17 protein-coding genes and 4 tRNA genes are annotated in these 20398 nt (G+C 46.4%); 11 read left to right on the plus strand and 10 right to left on the minus strand.

Annotation, left to right across the window (positions count from 1 at the left end; all coding sequences use genetic code 11):
- Positions 1–56 precede the first annotated feature (56 nt).
- From VCHENC03_RS01560 to orn, 5 genes are all read right to left on the minus strand, one after another.
- A tRNA-Met gene (locus VCHENC03_RS01560) sits at positions 57–133 on the minus strand.
- Between the two features lie 42 nt (positions 134–175).
- Positions 176–251 (minus strand) — tRNA-Gly (locus VCHENC03_RS01555).
- Positions 252–269: 18 nt separating this feature from the next.
- Positions 270–346 (minus strand) — tRNA-Met (locus VCHENC03_RS01550).
- Between the two features lie 43 nt (positions 347–389).
- A tRNA-Gly gene (locus tag VCHENC03_RS01545) sits at positions 390–465 on the minus strand.
- Positions 466–621: 156 nt separating this feature from the next.
- Positions 622–1167, minus strand: coding sequence for an oligoribonuclease (gene orn, locus VCHENC03_RS01540; protein ID WP_005443758.1), 546 nt, complete (start codon positions 1165–1167; stop codon positions 622–624).
- A 129-nt stretch (positions 1168–1296) separates the two neighbouring features.
- Between orn and rsgA the strand changes: the two genes are divergently transcribed.
- The 6 genes from rsgA to VCHENC03_RS01510 all read left to right on the plus strand — a co-directional run bounded on the left by rsgA (position 1297) and on the right by VCHENC03_RS01510 (position 10417).
- Positions 1297–2361 (plus strand): small ribosomal subunit biogenesis GTPase RsgA, encoded by a 1065-nt coding sequence (gene rsgA, locus VCHENC03_RS01535; RefSeq protein ID WP_009707840.1) that lies wholly within the window; start codon positions 1297–1299, stop codon positions 2359–2361.
- Between the two features lie 116 nt (positions 2362–2477).
- The gene (gene asd, locus VCHENC03_RS01530) at positions 2478–3335 is read left to right on the plus strand and encodes an archaetidylserine decarboxylase (protein WP_009707841.1); all 858 of its coding nucleotides are present in this window, start codon (positions 2478–2480) and stop codon (positions 3333–3335) included.
- A 261-nt stretch (positions 3336–3596) separates the two neighbouring features.
- The gene (locus VCHENC03_RS01525) at positions 3597–5651 is read left to right on the plus strand and encodes a carboxypeptidase-like regulatory domain-containing protein (RefSeq protein ID WP_009707842.1); all 2055 of its coding nucleotides are present in this window, start codon (positions 3597–3599) and stop codon (positions 5649–5651) included.
- Between the two features lie 173 nt (positions 5652–5824).
- Positions 5825–7240: an SLC13 family permease gene (locus tag VCHENC03_RS01520; RefSeq protein WP_032803123.1), complete on the plus strand. Its 1416-nt coding sequence runs from the start codon at positions 5825–5827 to the stop codon at positions 7238–7240.
- A 286-nt stretch (positions 7241–7526) separates the two neighbouring features.
- On the plus strand, positions 7527–9407 hold the full coding sequence (locus VCHENC03_RS01515) for a methyl-accepting chemotaxis protein (protein WP_009707844.1): 1881 nt from the start codon (positions 7527–7529) through the stop codon (positions 9405–9407).
- A 122-nt stretch (positions 9408–9529) separates the two neighbouring features.
- Positions 9530–10417: a DMT family transporter gene (locus VCHENC03_RS01510; RefSeq protein ID WP_009707845.1), complete on the plus strand. Its 888-nt coding sequence runs from the start codon at positions 9530–9532 to the stop codon at positions 10415–10417.
- Positions 10418–10553: 136 nt separating this feature from the next.
- Here VCHENC03_RS01510 and gpmM read toward each other — a convergent pair whose 3' ends face one another.
- Positions 10554–12086, minus strand: coding sequence for a 2,3-bisphosphoglycerate-independent phosphoglycerate mutase (gene gpmM / locus VCHENC03_RS01505; RefSeq protein WP_009707846.1), 1533 nt, complete (start codon positions 12084–12086; stop codon positions 10554–10556).
- 486 nt (positions 12087–12572) lie between these two features.
- Here gpmM and VCHENC03_RS01500 point away from each other — a divergent pair, with 486 nt between their 5' ends.
- The 5 genes from VCHENC03_RS01500 (at position 12573) to VCHENC03_RS01480 (ending at position 16991) form a co-directional block, all read left to right on the plus strand.
- Positions 12573–13007 (plus strand): rhodanese-like domain-containing protein, encoded by a 435-nt coding sequence (locus VCHENC03_RS01500; RefSeq protein ID WP_005425033.1) that lies wholly within the window; start codon positions 12573–12575, stop codon positions 13005–13007.
- A 201-nt stretch (positions 13008–13208) separates the two neighbouring features.
- Positions 13209–13673, plus strand: coding sequence for a protein-export chaperone SecB (gene secB, locus VCHENC03_RS01495; RefSeq protein WP_005440506.1), 465 nt, complete (start codon positions 13209–13211; stop codon positions 13671–13673).
- A gap of 205 nt (positions 13674–13878) precedes the next feature.
- Positions 13879–14916 carry an NAD(P)H-dependent glycerol-3-phosphate dehydrogenase gene (gene gpsA, locus VCHENC03_RS01490; RefSeq protein WP_009707847.1) on the plus strand — a complete coding sequence of 346 codons (1038 nt, stop codon included), beginning with the start codon at positions 13879–13881 and terminating at the stop codon, positions 14914–14916.
- Positions 14917–14994: 78 nt separating this feature from the next.
- Positions 14995–15816, plus strand: a complete 822-nt coding sequence (cysE, locus tag VCHENC03_RS01485) for a serine O-acetyltransferase (RefSeq protein WP_005440502.1) — start codon at positions 14995–14997, stop codon at positions 15814–15816.
- Between the two features lie 26 nt (positions 15817–15842).
- On the plus strand, positions 15843–16991 hold the full coding sequence (locus VCHENC03_RS01480) for a murein hydrolase activator EnvC family protein (RefSeq protein ID WP_032803124.1): 1149 nt from the start codon (positions 15843–15845) through the stop codon (positions 16989–16991).
- A 96-nt stretch (positions 16992–17087) separates the two neighbouring features.
- Here the strand turns inward: VCHENC03_RS01480 and VCHENC03_RS01475 are convergent, their stop codons facing one another.
- The 4 genes from VCHENC03_RS01475 to epmA all read right to left on the minus strand — a co-directional run bounded on the left by VCHENC03_RS01475 (position 17088) and on the right by epmA (position 20243).
- Positions 17088–18044, minus strand: coding sequence for an acetyltransferase (locus VCHENC03_RS01475; RefSeq protein ID WP_009707849.1), 957 nt, complete (start codon positions 18042–18044; stop codon positions 17088–17090).
- A 186-nt stretch (positions 18045–18230) separates the two neighbouring features.
- On the minus strand, positions 18231–18866 hold the full coding sequence (locus tag VCHENC03_RS01470; RefSeq protein WP_005440488.1) for a TetR/AcrR family transcriptional regulator: 636 nt from the start codon (positions 18864–18866) through the stop codon (positions 18231–18233).
- Between the two features lie 21 nt (positions 18867–18887).
- Entirely contained in the window at positions 18888–19262 is a 375-nt protein-coding gene (locus VCHENC03_RS01465) for a VanZ family protein (protein WP_009707850.1), read from the minus strand.
- A gap of 9 nt (positions 19263–19271) precedes the next feature.
- Positions 19272–20243, minus strand: coding sequence for an elongation factor P--(R)-beta-lysine ligase (gene epmA / locus VCHENC03_RS01460; RefSeq protein WP_009707851.1), 972 nt, complete (start codon positions 20241–20243; stop codon positions 19272–19274).
- Positions 20244–20398 lie beyond the last annotated feature (155 nt).

Raw genomic sequence — 20398 nt, forward strand, 5'->3', positions numbered from 1 at the left:
TTGGCAAGGTTGCGCTCTACCAACTGAGCTAGTGTCGCATATTCTCAAAAGAGAATTGGTTGCGGGGGCCGGATTTGAACCGACGACCTTCGGGTTATGAGCCCGACGAGCTACCAAGCTGCTCCACCCCGCGTCCGTAATTCACCATTTGAGGCATGATGAAAGCCTTTTAATTTGGAGCGACACACGAGGTTCGAACTCGTGACCTCAACCTTGGCAAGGTTGCGCTCTACCAACTGAGCTAGTGTCGCATATTCTCGAAAGAGAATTGGTTGCGGGAGCCGGATTTGAACCGACGACCTTCGGGTTATGAGCCCGACGAGCTACCAAGCTGCTCCATCCCGCGTCCATAGCTCACCATTTAAGGCATGATGAAAGGCCTTTTAATTTGGAGCGACACACGAGGTTCGAACTCGTGACCTCAACCTTGGCAAGGTTGCGCTCTACCAACTGAGCTAGTGTCGCATCAACAACGTTTCTGTCGTTCAGGGCTGCGAATTATAAGAGCATTTTTTTGTGATGCAAGTCCTTCGTTCAAAAAAACTTTATTTTTTTACCAACAGATGAAAAAGCAAGCAAAACGCTCATTAATTACAACAATTTGGATCGCAGCCTTAACAGTTAGATCTTAAAGATCGTTTCGCGGTAGTACTTTAGCTCAGCAATCGACTCACGGATATCATCCAGTGCCAGATGCGTGCCCTGCTTCGAAAAACCGTCTAACACTTCTGGTTTCCAGCGGCGAGTCAGTTCTTTTAGCGTACTCACGTCCAAATAGCGGTAGTGGAAGTATTCTTCCAACTCAGGCATATGCTTGTACAAGAAACGACGGTCTTGACCAATGCTGTTACCACAAATTGGAGAAACACCCTTTGGTACCCATTTTTCGAGAAACTCAATGGTCTGCGCAACAGCATCTTGCTCTGAAATTTGGCTGTTTTGAACACGCTCAACCAAACCACTTGCCGTATGTGTATTGGTACACCAGTCGTCCATCTTAGCCAATTCTTCTTCTGGCTGATGGACAGCAAGAACAGGACCTTCAGCCAAAATATTCAATTCACTATCCGTGACGATAGAAGCAATTTCGATGATTTTATGCGTTTCAGGATCGAGCCCTGTCATCTCTAAATCCACCCAAATCAGGTTTTGATCGCTAAAGGACATGATTACGCCGCCTATTTGTTTATCGATAAAAGAGGTACTATACCTGAAAATACTTGAAACACGATACTCACGAGTTTGAGCCGAAAGCGTGCTCAATCAGTTGAGTTAACTCACATTAAGTACAAGATTGTGGCAAAAAAGAAAAAGTTAACCAAAGGTCAGGTGCGCCGCGTACGCAGCAACCAACAAAAACGCCTAAAGAAGCAAGAAGAGTCTATCCAGTGGGATGAGAACATGCTAGGCGCAAGTAAACAGGGTCTCGTTATCACTCGTTTCGGTCAGCACGCTGACATCGAAGATCTAGAAACCGGTGAGGTGCAGCGTTGTAACCTTCGTCGTGGTATCGAATCACTGGTATCAGGCGATCGCGTGCTATGGCGCGAAGGTCTTGAGTCAATGGCTGGTATTTCTGGTGTTGTTGAAGCCGTTGAACCTAGAACATCCATGCTGACTCGCCCTGATTACTATGATGGTTTGAAACCCGTCGCCGCGAACATCGATCAAATGGTGATCGTTTCTTCGGTTTTGCCAGAGCTTTCACTTAACATCATCGACCGCTACCTAGTGGCGTCCGAAACACTGAACATTGCCCCGCTATTGGTACTCAACAAAATCGACTTGCTTGCTGATGAAGATCGAGCAATGTACGAAGAGTGGCTAGAAGAATACAAACGTATCGGCTACAAAGTACTGTTTGTAAGTAAACAATCAGGCGAGGGCATTGCAGAACTTGAAGAGCAACTACGCGACCGTATCAACATCTTCGTTGGGCAATCTGGTGTAGGTAAATCAAGTCTAGTGAACGCGTTAATGCCAGAACTTGAGCAAGAAGTGGAAGAAGGCGAGATCTCTGAGAACTCAGGCTTGGGTCAACACACTACAACGGCTGCTCGCTTGTACCACATCCCTACTGGTGGCGATCTGATTGACTCACCAGGAGTACGTGAATTTGGTTTGTGGCACTTAGAAGCAGAAGAAGTGACCAAAGCGTTCGTTGAATTCCGTCCTTATCTTGGTGGGTGTAAGTTCCGCGACTGTAAGCACAACGACGATCCTGGCTGTATCTTGCGAGAAGCCGTGGAAAAAGGCGAAGTGAGTGAAGTCCGTTTTGAAAACTACCATCGCATCCTAGAAAGCATGAGTGAAAACAAAGCAAACCGTCAGTACTCACGCAGCAAGAAAGCGGATCTGTAGCTGAGTTAAGACTGCAACTGTGTAAGAAATCATCACCTAATACTGACAAGCAGATTAAATTTCAGTAACATCACGCGCCCTAAAGCGAGAATCAAACAGAAGTATCGGAATTAAAGATGGACAAGATTAAAGTTGGACTGCAGTACTGGATCCCACAACATGGGTTAACACGCCTAGTGGGCAAACTGGCTTCAGCTGAGGCTGGCGGTCTAACAACAGCAATCATTCGCTGGTTTATCAAGCAATACAACGTGAACATGGATGAGGCGAAGCACTCCGATCCTAAACACTTCAAAACCTTCAATGAGTTCTTTGTACGTGAGCTAAAGGAAGGCGCACGCCCAATTGCTGAAGGCGATGCCGTGATCACTCACCCTGCGGACGCGTGTGTAAGCCAATTCGGTCCAATTGAAGATGGTCAACTTATCCAAGCTAAAGATCATAACTTCTCGGCACAAGAATTACTTGGCGGTGACGCAAAACTAGCGGAAGAGTTCCAAGACGGTTCTTTCGCAACCTTGTACCTATCACCTCGTGATTACCACCGTGTACACATGCCATGTGACGGCACGTTGCGTCAGATGATTTACGTACCTGGTGACCTATTCTCGGTAAACCCACTAACCGCAGAGAACGTGCCAAACCTATTCGCACGTAACGAACGCGTGGTATGTATCTTTGATACTGAGTTTGGTCCAATGGCACAAGTACTGGTTGGTGCAACCATCGTAGGTAGCATCGAACAAGTATGGGCTGGCACTATCACGCCACCACGTGGAAACTCGGTTTACAAATGGGATTACCCTGCAGAAGGTGATAAAGCAGTTATCTTGAAGAAAGGCGAAGAAATGGGTCGCTTCAAGCTTGGCTCAACCGTTATCAACCTGTTCGCAAAAGATGCTATCGCATTCGATGAAAGCATGGAAAATGGTAAGCCAACCGTAATGGGTACTCCTTACGCCCACCAGCAGTAAGCTTTTCCGCTCAAACTGATTTTAAAGCCTCCGCTCGCGGGGGCTTTTTTGTATCTTAAACCCCATCCCTATCCAAATGTACACAATAACAAAGTTACAAAAAAGTTAAGATCGCAGATCAAATAATCAACAAACCAAGTATTCATACGGTTGATATAAACCAAATTGCTTTTTAGAGTGGTTGCTCTTTTGCTTGGGAAATCAAGCATCAGTGGAGCAAAAGCTTCATGACAAGGAAGACACACTAACAAGGAATATAAAATGCGATTAACCAAAGTTGGCTTAGCAGTGATCACTGCTTTTTTGGCGAGTGGTTGTAGCGATGACGACTCGACGTCTTCGGCCTCCACACCCGCGAAACTTAACTTCTCCATCCAAGGTATTGCAACCGATGCCCCTATCGCTAATGCGCTAATAACAGCAAAAATTGGCGATAGAACCGTTACAACGACGGCAAATGAGACAGGAAACTACTCATTAGATTTCGAATATGACGAAGGCTCGCTGGCGGGGACTGAGATGGTTGAAGTAACAGCGAAAGGTGAAGGTCAACAATCACACATCGAACTCATCGGTCAACTGGGCTCTTTTAACATGTTATTAGAGCAAGCAGGAGACGATAACACGCTGCAGCAAGAGGAATCATCCAGAACAGCTATTACCCAAATTAGCACTGCGATGCACTTTTTAAGTCAGCAATCAGGACAAGAGCTTTCCAATGACGAAGCTTTAGTGGCTGCAGAATCGCAAGTCGATGTTGAGGAACTACTGGAAATAAGTGCCATCATCAAAGTTCTGGCTGACAACCCAGATTATACGCCAGAGGAAGAAAGCAGTATTCTGGATATTCTGAGTTCATCAGAAGAAGGGGTCGAAAAGGCGCTTGAAGAGTACTTCGCTAACAATCAACTTTTGGATGAATCAGGCGAGCTTATTCCTGAGTTTTCTAAAGCTATTGAAGAAGCAAAACAACAAACTATCGATGATCCTCTCGTGACTCCAAGCTTTGATGCTGTTGGTCTTGAAGGCACTTACCTTCTGCACAGTTCAGTCGCCAATGGATGGGTTGCGGGGTATGGTGAGGTCATTCGCATTGATGAAGAGAACCAAGCCTGGCTAAGTGATTCTCAGACACCTTATCAACTTTCGTCAGACAAGGATTCGCACTGGAACCTAACTCCAACGGGAAAGCTCTACATATCTACCTTGAACAGCTCTGAAAGCGTTAGCTTTATGTCTGGAGAAGACATCGTTCAACTGTTCGGAGATGAAGCGAAAGAGGTGTTACCAAGTCTCGATACATGGCTGGAGGTGAAGCAAACACTAAGAGGCATCACTCTAACCAAATTAACCAAAGGCACTGAAAGCAAAGTCGCGACGACATTCACTTACCAACACATTCTTGATGTTCCGGGTTCAGCATTGTTAACTGCCACCACAGAGGTGGATTCAACCGCAGTGTTGAGTAAAACCAATCACGAAAATGAGATTTGGAAAGAAGCCCCTAATGGCACATGGGCACTGCCTATCATTGCTGGCATGAAAGGAGTTTACGATGAACAAGCACAAGATTACTTAGTTCATCAACAAGTGACGTTAGAAGATAACTCAACTGTTTTAGATTCAGACGGAGACAATCTAGGAACGTGGCACTTTGAGTCGGGTGAGCTATCGATAAAAGCTTCTGAAGGTTGGGAAGTGACATACTTACCACATCGCTCTGAGGAGGGTTTAATTAGTGCGTTGGTCACGGTAAGTGTCGACAGTAAAGAGCAAAGCACCATCAATTGGTTAGCGCCTTTCTCTCAAAAAGAAAGCACTCTTAAAGATGATTTTCTCCAAGAAATGCCTTATGTACTCGGCGCTTGGGTTAACAGTTGGAAGGCCAGCGAGAGTAATGCAGGGTTGCCGGATATCAATACCGTTTATGGTTATACATTTACACAAAGTGGCCAAGCATCCTGGACCTGGACAAGTTATGACGAAGAAGATAACCCGTACTTCATAACGGAATACACTAGCTTCCAACAATGGGCATCACCTGAAGAGCATCAATACGTTCTTAAAGGTACCAGTGACATGTATGGCTACATGAGAGAGCGAGAACGCACATGGACGACAATCAGTACTCTAGAAAATGGACGCCACCTTGTTCTGGAGCAGTCAAACATGCGCCAAGGTTACACCGATGATCAAGAGAGCTTTGAGGAAGGTTACTGGATTTTCCCTCGCATCAATGTACTAAAACCTATTGATCTCTCTAGCTATGCAGAGGCTTATCAGCGAAGTAAAGATAAGGGATCTATCCTCGAGTAGATTTTCCTCTTCCCCTAGCCTCCGACGTTATTAATCTTCGGAGGCTTTTTTGACAAAAAGCAAAACTCTGTTCGAAATTTCGCCTCTCTTTTTCAAACTCGTACTTGCCTCTAAGTACCTAAAAGCGCAATCAATTATTCTGCGTTGAGGGATGATTATAAAAGGGGCTGCCAATGCCAAAGATGAGTGCGGACACACTGGTCAAGTTACTGGTGTGTTTTTTGATTCCACTCGGCGTCTTAATGATGCCGATAGATGCCATTCCAATTGACGATCTCACTTTAATTCAGCATCGTCTTCTGGCTATTTTTCTTCTTGCTGCACTACTTTGGGTTTTAGAACCGGTTCCAGTATTCGCTACTTCGATTCTTATCATCGCACTTGAATTGATCATGATATCGGACAAGGGATTACACCTATTTCGCAATCCACCAGCGGGACATGATTTGGGTGAGTTGATTGCTTACACCGATATTTTCTCCGCCTTCTCCTCTCCCATCATTATCCTTTTCATGGGTGGTTTCGCACTCGCTATTGCTGCCTCTAAATACGAGCTTGATAACAACCTTGCTCGTGTACTGCTAAAGCCGTTTGGCACTCAACCTAAGTTCATCATGCTGGGCTTAATGCTGATCACCGCCGTGTTCTCGATGTTTATGTCGAACACTGCGACGACCGTTATGATGCTAGCTCTCCTTGGCCCCATTGTTGCCTCAGCACCAAAAGGAGACTTAGGGATCAAAGCGCTGGTTTTGTGTATTCCTATCGCCGCTAACACGGGTGGTATCGCGACGCCAATCGGTACCCCACCCAACGCAATTGCCTTGCAATACTTAACCGGAGAAAACAGCATCGATTTCCTATCTTGGATGATGATGGGCTTGCCTTTTGTCTTAGTGCAATTGACGCTGGCTTGGTTCTTATTGCAAAAACTCTTCCCTTCTAGCGAACCAGAAATGAAGCTGCGTCTGGATGGCAAGTTCAAGAAGAGTTGGCGCGCGATCGTGGTTTACGTGACCTTCGCCATGACCATTCTGCTGTGGATGACAACCAAAGTGCACGGCATGAATACTTATGTCGTCGCCATTATTCCACTCGCCGTATTCACGCTAACAGGCATCATGGGTAAAGAAGAGCTCAAGCTTATCAACTGGGATGTGTTATGGCTGGTTGCCGGTGGTATCGCCATTGGTATTGCACTAGATAAAACTGGCTTGGCAGAAGCCCTCGCTCACGCAATAGATTATGAGTCTCTGTCTCCATTTGCGGTCGTCGTTGCGCTATCGGTCGTGTGTTGGCTAATGGCAAACTTTATGTCCAACACTGCCACCGCGAACTTGTTGATGCCGATTGCAGCAGCGATTGGGGCTTCTATGCCGAGTCTGGTTGCTATCGGTGGCCTACAAGGCTTGTTGGTTGTGGTCGCCTTCTCGGCATCGCTCGGTATGATTTTGCCAGTCTCTACACCACCTAACTCACTTGCTTACTCAACAGGATTAATTGAAAGCAAAGACATGGCAAAAGTCGGGTTGATTATCGGCTTGGTTGGCCTGTTCATTGTCTATGGCGCTGTGATTATCTTGTTCTAACACACTAACTTCGGGGTGGTTCACGCCACCCCAGACTCTTTCCTTCAAGCACTTTCAATCCACAGCGATATTTGCGAAATCTATATCGATTTTCGAATCTAGAAAATTCACTTTTATAATCAACATATTGAATAAAAATCACGCTATTTATCTCAAATTTTCACGTAAAACGTCGATAAATTAGCTACAGCCTTTCATGTAACTTTCAGTGCTTGAATCGTCTCACACCCTTTGAAGTCACGGCTCGTGACATTGATCTTTTTGTCTGTTTTATGAAGGTAAGGCAATGAGAAATACCATCAAACTAAAAATACAGATTGCGATTGCAGTCATTATCGCCATTGTTAGTGGCGTTCAAGCTTGGGTTTCCGTCAATCAATTACGCGAAGAAACCACTTCTACCCTTAATCGAGAAATTCAAAACATCTCTCAATCGACCAACCGTTACATCAGCGATTGGCTAGCGATTCGCAGCGACATGATGCTCGCGAATGAAAACATCATCGCTGGCACTGATAACGCCGATCGCGAGATGCTACTGACCAAGCGAGCTGGTAAGTTTTTATCGGTCTACGCTGGCTTCTCTGACGGCTCAATTGCCTACGGTGATAAGTCTGAATCTTGGCCTTCTGACTACGATCCTCGCACTCGCCCTTGGTACCAAGATGCAATGGCGAAATCGGGGTTGATCATCACAGAACCATACCAAGACTTCGATGGCAGCATTGTAGTTAGCTTTGCCAAAGCTTTTAATCAAGGCAAGAAAGGCGTGCTTGCTGCAGACTTGGCGGTAACCGACATCATCACTGAAGTGCTTAACATTCAGCTTGATAATGACGGTTTCGCGTTCCTAGTTGATGGCAACAACAACTTAGTGGCTTACAAAGATGAAAAGCTCAGCCAAAAACCGCTGACAGAACTCAACCCAGCCTTAACTCATAGCACGATGATGACGCTAGCTGGCGATGCGAAGCTAGACACCATTCAATGGCCGAGCCAAGGCGACAAGCTGATTTACGTGGCTAAAGTGCCGAACACCGATTGGTCATTAGGTATTGTGCAAGACAAACAAATGGCGTTTGCTTCTGTCTCTGAGCAAGTGACATTTACGGCTATCGCTTCTATCGTGTTGTACCTGATTATTGCTGCAATCAGCACTTACATCATCACTCGCCTACTGCAACCACTTCAAACATTGTCTGATGCACTTTCAGAACTTTCTCAGGGCGAAGGTGATCTTACTCAACGCATCAAGATCGAGCGCATGGATGAGATTGGCGAACTTGCCACTCACGTGAACCAGTTCCTTGCTCAAATGCAGACCATGTTGAAGAGTATTGTTGAAAACAGTGAGCAACTTTCGGAACAAGCGAATCAAGCAAATGAGCTATCTGCGATGGCTGCGGGCCGTGTTGAACATCAGCAAAATGACGTCAACCAAATTGCTACAGCCATTCATGAGATGTCAGCAACCGCTGCTGAGGTAGCAAGTCATGCAGAGCTAACAGCAAGCGCTTCGCAAAACTCCGCATCTGCTTGTATGGAAGGGCAAAACGTCATCCAGAAAAACCGTGAAGCGATTGTCGAACTGGCTGAACAAGTCAGTGATGCTGCCAGCGTGATTTCAGAGCTAGAAGCAAACACGCAAAGCATCAACCAAATCCTATCGACGATCCAAGGCATTGCTGAGCAAACCAACTTGTTAGCACTTAACGCAGCAATTGAAGCGGCTCGTGCTGGTGAGCAAGGTCGCGGCTTTGCTGTGGTTGCTGATGAAGTACGCGTACTTAGCCAACGCACTCATGGTTCAACGGAAGAAATCCGCACCATGATCGAAACACTGCAAAACAACACCAAGCTGGCGGTCAATAGCATGCAAACCAGTACCAGTTTGGCAGATACTAGCGTGGATTATGCTCAGCAAGCACACGACAGCTTAACCAGCATTACTAACTCGATCACTGAGATCAACGACATGGCAATGCAAATCGCCAGCGCTGCAGAAGAGCAACGCGCGGTAAGCGAAGACATCAGCCGCAACACACAAGGCATTAAAGACGATGCCGACATGATTGCCGAACAATCGCTTAAGAGCAGTGAAGGCGCACGCCAGATGTACGATACCGCCAATACCATGCGTGAGAACATCAGTCGCTTTAAAGTGTAACGCGCCCTATCAAAAGCAGCTCAACGAGCTGCTTTTTTATTAGCGATAAGATGCTCTTTTACATCTCTATAAATTGATGCATATTAGAACCTTACCCTGCTCTACAAGGATGTCTCGCAATCATGGGTTATGAATGGCTGGCGCTATGCGCTGCTTTCCTATGGGCTGTTTCTAGCTTAATTTCTGTTGTTCCCGCTCAGCATCTTGGTGCGTTTGCCTATAGCCGTTGGCGTATGGGCTGTACCGCAGTAATCCTTTCCACGATGGCGTGGATAACGGGTGGTTGGCTGAGTGTCTCGGCGGAACACATTACGCCGATGATGGCGTCCGGTTTGATTGGTATCTTTATTGGCGATACCGCGTTATTCGCTTGTTTGAACCGCATGGGGCCACGCCAAGCAGGTTTACTGTTTTCTTGTCACGCCGTTTTCTCTGCCATTTTAGGTTACTTTCTATTTAGCGAAAGCATGACGGGTATGGAGCTGATTGGAGCAGCCTTAGTTTTTAGCGGTGTCGTAATGGCGATTTTCTACGGCCGACGCGGACAAGCCAGTAACACGCTAGAAGAGATAAAAGGTAACGTTTGGATTGGTGTCGGGCTCGGTTTAACTGCCGCTATGTGTCAGGCACTGGGCGGCATTATTGCTAAACCTGTTATGCAAACCAGTGTCGATCCTGTCGCCGCTTCCGCGATTCGTATGATCAGTGCTTTCGTCGCACATTGCGCACTCTGGTTAATTGGTGCAAAAGTCGCGCGCGCGACTCAAACTATCACATGGAAAGTGTTCGGCATTACTGCATTAAATGGCTTTTTGGCCATGGCGGTGGGTATGACGTTGATTCTCTATGCCCTGCGTGAAGGTAACGTCGGGATGGTGGCTCTGCTTTCTTCAACAACGCCGATCATGTTGCTGCCATTGTTATGGATTTACACCAAGAAACGTCCGAATCGATTCGCTTGGTTTGGCGCAGCACTGGCGGTTATTGGTACTGGTATCTTAGTGCAATAGCTCAGATTCAATGAGGGGCAGTTGACCTTAGTAATTGTTGAGCTTCGTAACTCACCGCCTTACCGAACACAGAATTACAGACATAAAAAAGCCCGAGTCGAGCTCGGGCTTTTTATCATTCTGAATCGTCAGTTAATTACTTAACTAGCACTTCACCAGACATTTCTGCAGGGATTTCTAGACCTGCTAGAGAAAGCATTGTTGGTGCAAGGTCAGACAGTTTACCGCCTTCTTTGAACTCAACCGCTTTGTCACCTACGTAGATTAGAGGTACTGGTAGGTTAGTGTGAGCAGTGTGGATGCCGCCCGTTTCTGGGTCGATCATCATCTCTGCGTTACCGTGGTCCGCAGTAATTAGCATTTGACCGCCAACTTCTTTGATTGCTTCAACCACTTTACCAACGCTTTCGTCTAGTGCTTCGATAGCTTGCTCAGCCGCTTCGTAAACACCAGTGTGACCAACCATATCTGCGTTCGGGTAGTTACAGATGATAGTGTCGTACTTACCAGACTTGATAGCCGCAACCATCTTCTCTGTTAGCTCTGGAGAGCTCATTTCTGGCTGCATGTCGTAAGTTGCTACTTTTGGAGAAGCAACAAGTTGACGCTCTTCGCCTTCGAATTCTTTCTCAATACCACCGTTGAAGAAGAACGTTACGTGCGCGTATTTCTCTGTTTCAGAGATACGTAGCTGAGTTTGACCTTGCTTAGATAGCCACTCACCGTAAGTGTTTTCTAGAGACGCAGGTGGGAATGCGATAGCTAGAGGGATATCAGCTGCGTATTGAGTCAGCATCACGAAGTTGATTGCTGGGAATACAGCGCGCTCGAAGCCGTCAAATGCAGGAACGAATGCACGAGTGATTTGACGTGCACGGTCAGCACGGTAGTTCATGAAGATAACTGCATCGCCATCTTGCATGATTGCGTCTTCTTGACCTTCCGCTTTGATAGCTGTTGCTTTAACGAATTCGTCGTTTTCTTCACGAGCGTAAGCCGCTTCTAGACCTGCAACTGCCGTTTCTGCTGTGAACTCAGCTTTCGCTTGAGTTAGAAGATCGTAAGCAACTTGAACGCGATCCCAGTTGTTGTCACGGTCCATTGCGTAGTAACGACCCACTAGAGAAGCAACGCGACCTTTACCTAGTTTCGCAAATAGGTCTTGGAAACGTTGTAGTGAGTTTTCAGCACTACGTGGTGGCGTGTCACGGCCGTCTAGGAAGCAGTGTAGGTAGATCTTTTCAGCGCCACGAGCTGCTGCCATTTCAACCGCTGCGTAGATGTGGTCTTCGTGAGAGTGAACGCCACCAGGAGACATAAGACCCATGATGTGTACTGCTTTCTCAGCTTTTACTGCAGAGTCGATAGCTTCAACTAGTGCTGCTGTTTCAGCGAATTCACCGTCAGCGATAGACTTAGTGATACGAGTTAGATCTTGGTATACAACGCGACCTGCACCGATGTTGGTGTGACCAACTTCTGAGTTACCCATTTGACCGTCAGGTAGACCAACGTCCATGCCTGAAGCAGAGATTAGAGTGTTAGGGTTGTTCGCAATTAGTGCATCCATTACTGGTGTTTTAGCATTTGCAATTGCGTTACTTGCTGTGTCTTCACGGTAACCGTAACCGTCAAGGATAACTAGAGCCAATGGCTTCTTAGCAGACATAGTGATGACCTCATCAAATTTAAGTAACTTTCGGTGTAGAGCTTCGCTGCTCTATCTAACCTTGAAACAAAACTAGCGTAATTTTACTACACTTTTTAACCAAAACTGTAGGTTAAGATCAAATAATGTTTGCGATTTATTGTTGCTATCTTACAAGTTAGCAAGCAATCCGACTCAGTCAGCAAACGTGTTCCACAAGCATAGTCACTTTCAAGACGCTTTGTACGACCACCGAAATACTTTGGTGAAAAACTTTTTGTTGTGACCCATTGTGCGCTTTTTCGACCAGAAGTGAAGTCAATTACGCCGATTGAATTGATAGGAGGAAGTGATAATAAGATTGCATGAATAGCGCATCAGAAAAGCCTTGGGGCAAGCGCGTAGATCTCAATTATTCGTTAGAAAATTTTAACCCTCTCGCCTAAGACGGCTAACCCCGCTATACTCCTGCTTTATTTTTCCGCCAACATTGCAAGAGCTCAAGACATGCAAGAGTACATTGATTTTTTCCAACAGAACATGATTCTATCTTTGGTTTGGGTAGGTCTTCTTGTCGCATTTATCATGAACCTCGTGAAATCAGCGACAGCCGCATACAAAGAGATTAACGTAAACCAATTGACTCACCTTATGAACCGTGAAAACGGCGTTGTGGTGGATATCCGCTCTAAAGATGAGTTCAAACAAGGTCATATCACCGACGCACTTCACATTTTACCGTCTGATATCAAAGCAGGTAACTTTGGTAGCCTTGAAAACCGTAAATCAGACCCAATCATTGTGGTATGCAAAACGGGTCAAACCGCTCAAGAAAGTGCAAACCTACTAGCGAAAGCAGGCTTCGAAAACGTAAGTCTACTGAAAAACGGTTTGATTGCATGGAACGAAGCGAACCTTCCACTAGTACGTGGTAAGAAATAAGGTCGCGGTAAAACAATTTTGCCAGCCTCGTTTATATAAACTGAGCAAATTGAAAGCAGTTGAAGCACTAAGTTGTGATGCTTTGCACGTAATAAGCGCTTCATCTAGTCAAGGTAGATTTGCTCAGTTAGTCTCAGGACAAACCATATTTCTGGGTTTAGATAATCCTAGACCCAACAAATGTTTATTAAGGATTTAAAAATGGCTGAAGCAGCACCACAAGACGCACAACAAAACTTTGCAATTCAACGCATCTTCCTAAAAGACGTTTCTTTCGAAGCGCCTAACTCTCCAGTAATCTTCCAAAAAGAGTGGAACCCAGACGTTAAACTAGACCTAGACACTCAAAGCCGTGAGCTTGGTGAAGGTGTTTACGAAGTAATTCTACGTCTAACTGTTACTGTTAAGAACGAAGAAGAAACAGCGTTCCTATGTGAAGTTCAACAAGGTGGTATCTTCACTGCTGAGCAAATGGAAGCAGGTCAACTTGCACATTGCCTAGGCGCATTCTGCCCGAACATCCTATTCCCATACGCTCGTGAAACTATCTCAAGCCTAGTGGTTAAAGGTACGTTCCCTCAACTGAACCTAGCGCCAGTTAACTTCGACGCGCTATTCATGAACTACCTACAACAGCAAGCTCAACAAGGCGAAGCTGAAGCGTAATTCACGTTTTGTAAGTGACGTGTTGTCCTTCATAGAGAATGAGCACACGTCACATACCTGAAGAAAATGCACAAAGCGTCCTCTCTGCGATGCAATGTGCATTTTTTATTTCTGATAAAAGTTCCTAGTTCCTAACCCCTTGAGAGCGTAAACTCTAGCGATTATGAACTAGATTCTACTAGTAGAAAGACAATTAGGCGGTAGCATGACACAAGCAAATACAAACAATGCTTACGGTAAAGACATCGCAATGACTGTGATCGGTGCTGGCTCATACGGCACTTCTTTGGCAATCTCCCTTGCTCGCAACGGCGCGAACGTCATCCTTTGGGGTCACGAGCCAGAGCACATGGCACGCCTTGAAGCAGACCGTGCCAACCACGAATTCCTACCTGGTATTGATTTCCCAGAGAGCTTGATCATTGAGTCGGATTTAGAAAAAGCCGTTCAAGCGAGCCGTGACTTGTTAGTTGTGGTTCCTAGCCACGTTTTCGGCATCGTACTAAAAAGCTGTCAGCCTTTCCTACGTGAAGATTCTCGCATCTGTTGGGCAACCAAAGGTCTTGAGCCAGAAACCGGTCGTCTACTAAAAGAAGTGGCGTTCGACATCATCGGTGACAGCTATTCACTAGCGGTACTGTCTGGCCCTACGTTTGCTAAAGAGCTTGCGATGGGCATGCCTACTGCCATCTCTGTTGCCTCTCCAGACGCAGACTTCGTTGCTGACCTGCAAGAGAAAATTCACTGCAGCAAAACTTTCCGAGTCTACGCAAACAACGACTTTATCGGCATGCAACTTGGCGGTGCGGTGAAGAACGTTATCGCGATTGGCGCAGGTATGTCTGATGGTATCGGCTTTGGTGCCAATGCTCGTACCGCACTGATTACACGTGGTTTGGCTGAAATGAGTCGTCTTGGCGCAGCTCTGGGCGCACAACCAGAAACCTTTATGGGCATGGCTGGCTTGGGCGACCTTGTTTTGACTTGTACCGATAACCAGTCGCGTAACCGCCGTTTTGGTTTAGCACTAGGTCAAGGTAAAGACGTCGACACTGCGCAAGAAGAAATCGGTCAAGTCGTGGAAGGCTACCGCAACACCAAAGAAGTTTGGATGCTCTCTCAGCGCATGGGCGTAGAGATGCCAATTGTTGACCAAATTTATCAAGTATTGTATCAAGGAAAAGATGCACGCCTGGCAGCGCAAGATTTACTTGCTCGTGACAAAAAAGCCGAAGGAAAGTAGCACCCTAGCTCCCTTTGCACCTCATCTGAGAAGAATAGAAGTTGTCGGGTCACGGAAGAACCACTCAGGATATTGAGAATGAAACACTGCGAAAAACAAAAAGTCTGGAACAAAATCGTTTCAGAAGCCCGTGAGATGTCAGAGCAAGAGCCTATGCTGGCGAGCTTTTATCATGCGACCATTATTAAGCATGACAGCCTATGTGCCGCATTGAGCTATATTCTGGCCAACAAATTAAACACTGCATCGATGCCTGCTATGGCAGTGCGTGAAGTGGTTGAAGAGGCATTTGCTGCCGATCCTACTATCACGGACGGCGCAGCTTGTGATATTTGTGCCACGGTCAATCGCGACCCTGCGGTTTCTATGTACTCAATGCCATTATTGTACTTAAAGGGCTACCATGCTCTGCAAGGCTACCGAGTAGCAAACTGGTTGTGGAAGCAAGGTCGTCACGCTCTTGCGACATATCTACAAAATCAGATTTCTGTGGCGTGTCAGGTCGATATTCACCCTGCAGCGCGCATCGGTAGTGGTATCATGCTCGACCATGCAACTGGCATCGTGATTGGTGAAACGGCTGTCGTGGAAAACGACGTGTCTATTTTGCAGGACGTCACCCTTGGTGGTACCGGCAAAGAGTGCGGTGACCGTCACCCGAAAATTCGCGAAGGCGTAATGATCGGTGCAGGTGCAAAGATTCTTGGCAATATTGAAGTCGGTCAAGGGGCGAAAATCGGCTCTTGTTCTGTGGTATTGCAAGCAGTGCCACCCCACACAACTGTGGCTGGTGTGCCTGCAAAAATCGTTGGTCGTCCGAAAACGGACAAACCTTCTCTCGATATGGATCAAGGCTTTAATGGCAAATCGCAAAGCTTTATCCATGGAGATGGTATTTAATCGTCATCTGATCCTTTGACAATAATGTGGTAGGTAACTCTCAAGTGCGAAAACAAAATCACCCAGTGCTACGCTCGGCTATTTTATTAACTTGTGCTTTATCTGCCACATATCCCCTCACCTCTTCCGCCGCCAGTCAGCAAGAGTTAAAAGGTGTTTCTAGCGAAATCAGCCGTCAGCGTAAATCGCTCACTTCTCAAGAAAAACAACTTAACGATCTGCAAAAGTCGCTTAAAGACCAAGAGCTTGGTATCTCCAAACTAGAAAGAGAAATTAAGCAAACTAAGGCAGAATTAGCGCAAGCCGATCAGAACATTAATAAGTTGGAAGAGAAAATTGCACTGCAAGAAGGCCAACGCCAAGCGCAAGAGGAAGAGCTAAAACAGCTCATTCAAACCTACTACGTGACGGAACGCGCCAAAGCCAATGGACATCTGCTCAATGAAGGGGTTGAAGAGGATCGCATCAGTCAATATTTCCAGCACTTAGCGAAAGCACGTGCGGAGGTGATTGATGCCATTACTAAAACCACTCAAGAGTTGGCGCACAATAAAAACCAACTTGAGTTGGAAAAAGAACAGATAGAAACCTTGCTTAAGCAGCAATCGGAAAAGCGCTCGTCATTGGCAAGCACACAATCGAAACGTAAAGGCACGCTAAGCAAGATTCAGAAAAGCATCAAAGACGACAAACGTTACCTTTCAGAACTGCAACGCAACGAAACCCGCCTAAAAGCGGAAATTGCGAAAGCCGCAAAACGTAACGCTGTACCGATGGATGGCATTGCGAAACAACGTGGCAAACTGCCTTGGCCACTCAAAGGTCGAGTCTTGCATAACTTCGGCACCAGACAAACTGGCCAAGTAAACTGGAAAGGCATGGTGCTTTCAGCAAGCTACGGTCAACAAGTCAAAGCCGTTTACCCAGGTACCGTTGTATTCGCCGAATACTTACGCGGTTATGGTCTAGTCGTTCTGCTCGACCATGGTAAAGGCGACATGACGCTCTACGGTTACAACCAAGCATTGACCAAGAAAGAAGGCGATAAGGTAACGGCCGGAGAAGTAATTGCCCTTGCAGGTGATACCGGTGGTCAAGATAGACCTTCACTGTACTTCGAAATTCGCCGTAACAGTGAAGCGCAAAACCCGAAATCTTGGTTAAAGCGTATGTAGCTGCCGTTTATCATCGCAGTTCTAATCAGCACTATCACGACACAAAAAACAAAGGAGCCACTCGGCTCCTTTGTTGTATGTCTATTTTGGAAAATGCTATGCGTAGTAGGTCTCAACCGCATCAATAAAGGCACTAACATCATCTTTGCTTAGCGCATTGATACCCGCCGCAGCCTCTCGACCACCACCTGTAGGGAACTGTCCACACACTGCCACAGCTCCCTGCTTGTTATTCAGTGGCGCGCGAAGAGAAACCGTGTAAGTACCGTCTGCATTTTCTGTTAATACCGCATGCGCAGAGTCTGGGTTTTGGTTTGCAAGCCAGTTGCCATAAACGCCGCTAATTCGACGTGATGCTGCATTGTTTGGCAGTTCAAATAGCTTGAGCTTCGCACTCTCGTGAGTAGCAGGAACCGCTTGCGCCGCATCCATATCTTGTTGATAAGCCGATTGCAATTGGTAGTAAGGTGACGCTTTATCTGCAATCGCATCGAATGGTGAAACGTATTGTTTTAACGCTTGGTACAAGTCCGCAGGGTGAAAATGAAGGTCGCCTACTTTAGAGCCATAACCGTTATAGTTGATTAAGGTGCCAAGCTCTTTTAGTTGTGCTTTCTGCTCTTGGTTAAATCCTGCTTTGTCTGCCAATGCATCCGCTTTAGCGATCAAGTTATCGCCATAAGCAGCGGTGATCGCCCATGTATGAAAACGGCCATCAAGCAGTTTATCGACAATCAACGCAGTACACATGTTGGCATCGAGATCGATGTGCGCGTCCAAATTACCGTGCTGAGGAATCTCGCCTGCTTTGTGGTGATCGGCGTAGAAAACATGCGCGCCTTGAGCCAAAGCTTGCTCTAGACCTACCATGTTCTTTTCCATTGAAATGTCCAACACTGTCAGCTCATCGCCGGCTTGCACACCCACTTTTTCCACCAGTTTGATGTCGCGCTTTACGCCTGTCACCAACTCAGCGTTGATAGGATCCGCTAAGCGCAATTGCAGCAATGCGATGATGCCGTCGGCATCGCCATTAAAAATGTCGTAATTCATTGAACGATAGTTCCTTTATCGAGAATCATCTTCCACTAGAAAGTATGGAAGAGCATGAGTTCTATTGTGCGAAATGAGCACAGCAAGTCAACTCAAGGAAGGAGTTGAAAATGAGAGCTGCGCTCTAAACCTTAAGCGTTGAGCCATACTCTCATTTTCTGAAATGAATAAGGAGGGAAAATAGTATTAACTGTGCAGACGACTTACTGCTTCTTCAAGCAAAAGCAACTGTTCCATGCCCTGCTCGGTCGCCACGGGTTTCACCACGTTAAGCATCTGCAACATGCCTTGTTTCACCATTAGCTCAGTAATATCGGTCTTTGATGACATCGCCGATTGGTAAGCTAACCAACTACACGCAATAAGATGCAGCGTGCAAACCAGTGATTTCAACTGCTCTTGGTCGACATTCAACAGCTTCAGCGACACAAACTCTTGCATGATTGCAATGAGGTTGGCTTGCAGCTTCTCTTGAACATCAATGTATTCATCATGCAGTTGCTCGTCTCGAGAAAGGATTTCTGGCAGGTTCGCGTAGAAAAAACGGTACTTCCACATCAGAGTGAAGATTGAATCGAGGTAGCTTTTCAGCATGGTCAGGCTCTCTTGAGAACCTTGAATTGGAGTAAAGCGTTCTAGCAGTTCCGCAGAGTAAAGCGCGAAAATCTCACGCACGATTTCTTGTTTGTTGCGGAAGTGGTAGTAAAGATTGCCTGGGCTAATTTCAATATGGTCAGCAATGTGGTTAGTTGTGATATTGCGCTCACCATGTTGGTTAAACAACTCCAGTGCGGCATAAACGATTTTGTCGCGCGTTTTCATGGTTATCGTATTCCCTCTTCATTATCGAATCGAGTATAGCGACTTCACCAACCTAGGTCGATAGAGGCTCCAAATACGGTAACATAGCAGACCAGTTAGAATGCCAATCGAGTTCGCAATCAAGTCGTGCCAAGAGGTTTGGCGTCCTACATAACCTTGTAAAACTTCAATCACAGCGCTGAATAAAAGAATACCCAGTGCCACCGTCCAACGCTGACGCCAACTTGCTACACAGAAACAGCCCAAGAAGCCAAAACCACTGTACGCCATCGCGTGCTGCATCTTATCTAAGTACGCAATATCCCCCCAATCTTGCAACTCTCCAGAGCTCAAAGATAGGTAAGCAATTAATGTCGCGTAACTCAGCAGCACCAAACGCGCAGCGGTCAGATTCATCGTCAATCCTTAAGCAATTGGGAATGGGAAAGCAGTCACTTGGTCAATATGGTCACAACCAAGAGCCAACATAATCAGGCGATCAACGCCGAGCGCCACACCGGCACAATCTGGCAAGCCTGCTTCTAAAGCACCAATCAAGTGGTAGTCGATCGGCTGTGGCTTCAAACCCATTTCAAGACGCTTAGCATTATCTTGTTCAAAGCGCGCCAATTGTTCTTTCGGGTTATCTAGCTCGTGGAAACCGTTCGCCAACTCAATACCTTTGAAGTACACCTCAAAGCGATCAGCAACGCGATTGTCTTGTGGATTAATCTTCGCTAATGCGGCTTGCGATGCAGGGAAATCATAAACAAATGCCGGCACTTGCTGGCCAATCTTCGCTTCCACACCGATGCTAAATAGCAGTTGCAGCAAAGTATCGCGATCTTCTTCAGGCTCGGCAATGTCACTCAAGCCCAGCTTTGCCGCCACCACTTTTAGCTCTTGCATCGAGCCTTCTAACGGGCACACGCCAAGTACATCAATAAAAGCTTGCTGGTAAGTCATGCGCTCGGCAGCGCCGCACTTCAATACCAGTTGCAGCAGATCATCCATTTCGTCCATCAGCTTGTGGTGATCAAAGCCGATGCGGTACCACTCCAACATGGTGAATTCAGGATTGTGGTGACGACCATTCTCTTCATTACGAAACGCTTTGTTGATTTGGTAGATACAGCCACTGCCTGCCGCTAGTAAGCGCTTCATGTGGAATTCAGGACTGGTCATAAAGAACAGCTTGCTGCCATCGGCATAGCCTGGGCCAACAAACTCGGTCTGGAAGGTATGCAAATGAATGTCGGTCACGGTGGCGTGACTCATGGCTGGCGTGTCGACTTCCATCACCTGTCGCTCGGCAAAGAATTGACGAATAGCGGTGATCAACGCGGCTCGTTGACGAAGTTGTTCCATAGAAGCAGTAGGTTGCCAGGTCGTTTGCATAACAAGACTCTCAATACATAAGTGAGCGAGGAAAATAGCAATTTTGTCACGCTTTGCCTAGCTCGGCGAGGGGGGATTCATCTTAATTGTATTGGTCTAAATACGAATAAAACTCGATCAAAATTGAAGCAAGCATTCCACGTTCTACAGTACAA

This window comes from Vibrio sp. HENC-03 (assembly GCF_000305755.2).
In the GTDB taxonomy this organism is placed as follows: domain Bacteria; phylum Pseudomonadota; class Gammaproteobacteria; order Enterobacterales; family Vibrionaceae; genus Vibrio; species Vibrio owensii.

Bases quoted from the DNA above. Each gene is read 5' to 3' on its own strand.
- VCHENC03_RS01475 (WP_009707849.1), bottom strand. From the start codon at position 18,044: ATGAATTACGACATTTTTAATGGCGATGCCGACGGCATCATCGCATTG.
- VCHENC03_RS01465 (WP_009707850.1), bottom strand. From the start codon at position 19,262: ATGAATCTGACCGCTGCGCGTTTGGTGCTGCTGAGTTACGCGACATTA.
- VCHENC03_RS01470 (WP_005440488.1), bottom strand. From the start codon at position 18,866: ATGAAAACGCGCGACAAAATCGTTTATGCCGCACTGGAGTTGTTTAAC.
- VCHENC03_RS01520 (WP_032803123.1), top strand. From the start codon at position 5,825: ATGCCAAAGATGAGTGCGGACACACTGGTCAAGTTACTGGTGTGTTTT.
- VCHENC03_RS01525 (WP_009707842.1), top strand. From the start codon at position 3,597: ATGCGATTAACCAAAGTTGGCTTAGCAGTGATCACTGCTTTTTTGGCG.
- secB (WP_005440506.1), top strand. From the start codon at position 13,209: ATGGCTGAAGCAGCACCACAAGACGCACAACAAAACTTTGCAATTCAA.
- asd (WP_009707841.1), top strand. From the start codon at position 2,478: ATGGACAAGATTAAAGTTGGACTGCAGTACTGGATCCCACAACATGGG.
- epmA (WP_009707851.1), bottom strand. From the start codon at position 20,243: ATGCAAACGACCTGGCAACCTACTGCTTCTATGGAACAACTTCGTCAA.
- VCHENC03_RS01500 (WP_005425033.1), top strand. From the start codon at position 12,573: ATGCAAGAGTACATTGATTTTTTCCAACAGAACATGATTCTATCTTTG.
- orn (WP_005443758.1), bottom strand. From the start codon at position 1,167: ATGTCCTTTAGCGATCAAAACCTGATTTGGGTGGATTTAGAGATGACA.
- VCHENC03_RS01510 (WP_009707845.1), top strand. From the start codon at position 9,530: ATGGGTTATGAATGGCTGGCGCTATGCGCTGCTTTCCTATGGGCTGTT.
- VCHENC03_RS01515 (WP_009707844.1), top strand. From the start codon at position 7,527: ATGAGAAATACCATCAAACTAAAAATACAGATTGCGATTGCAGTCATT.
- cysE (WP_005440502.1), top strand. From the start codon at position 14,995: ATGAAACACTGCGAAAAACAAAAAGTCTGGAACAAAATCGTTTCAGAA.
- gpsA (WP_009707847.1), top strand. From the start codon at position 13,879: ATGACACAAGCAAATACAAACAATGCTTACGGTAAAGACATCGCAATG.
- gpmM (WP_009707846.1), bottom strand. From the start codon at position 12,086: ATGTCTGCTAAGAAGCCATTGGCTCTAGTTATCCTTGACGGTTACGGT.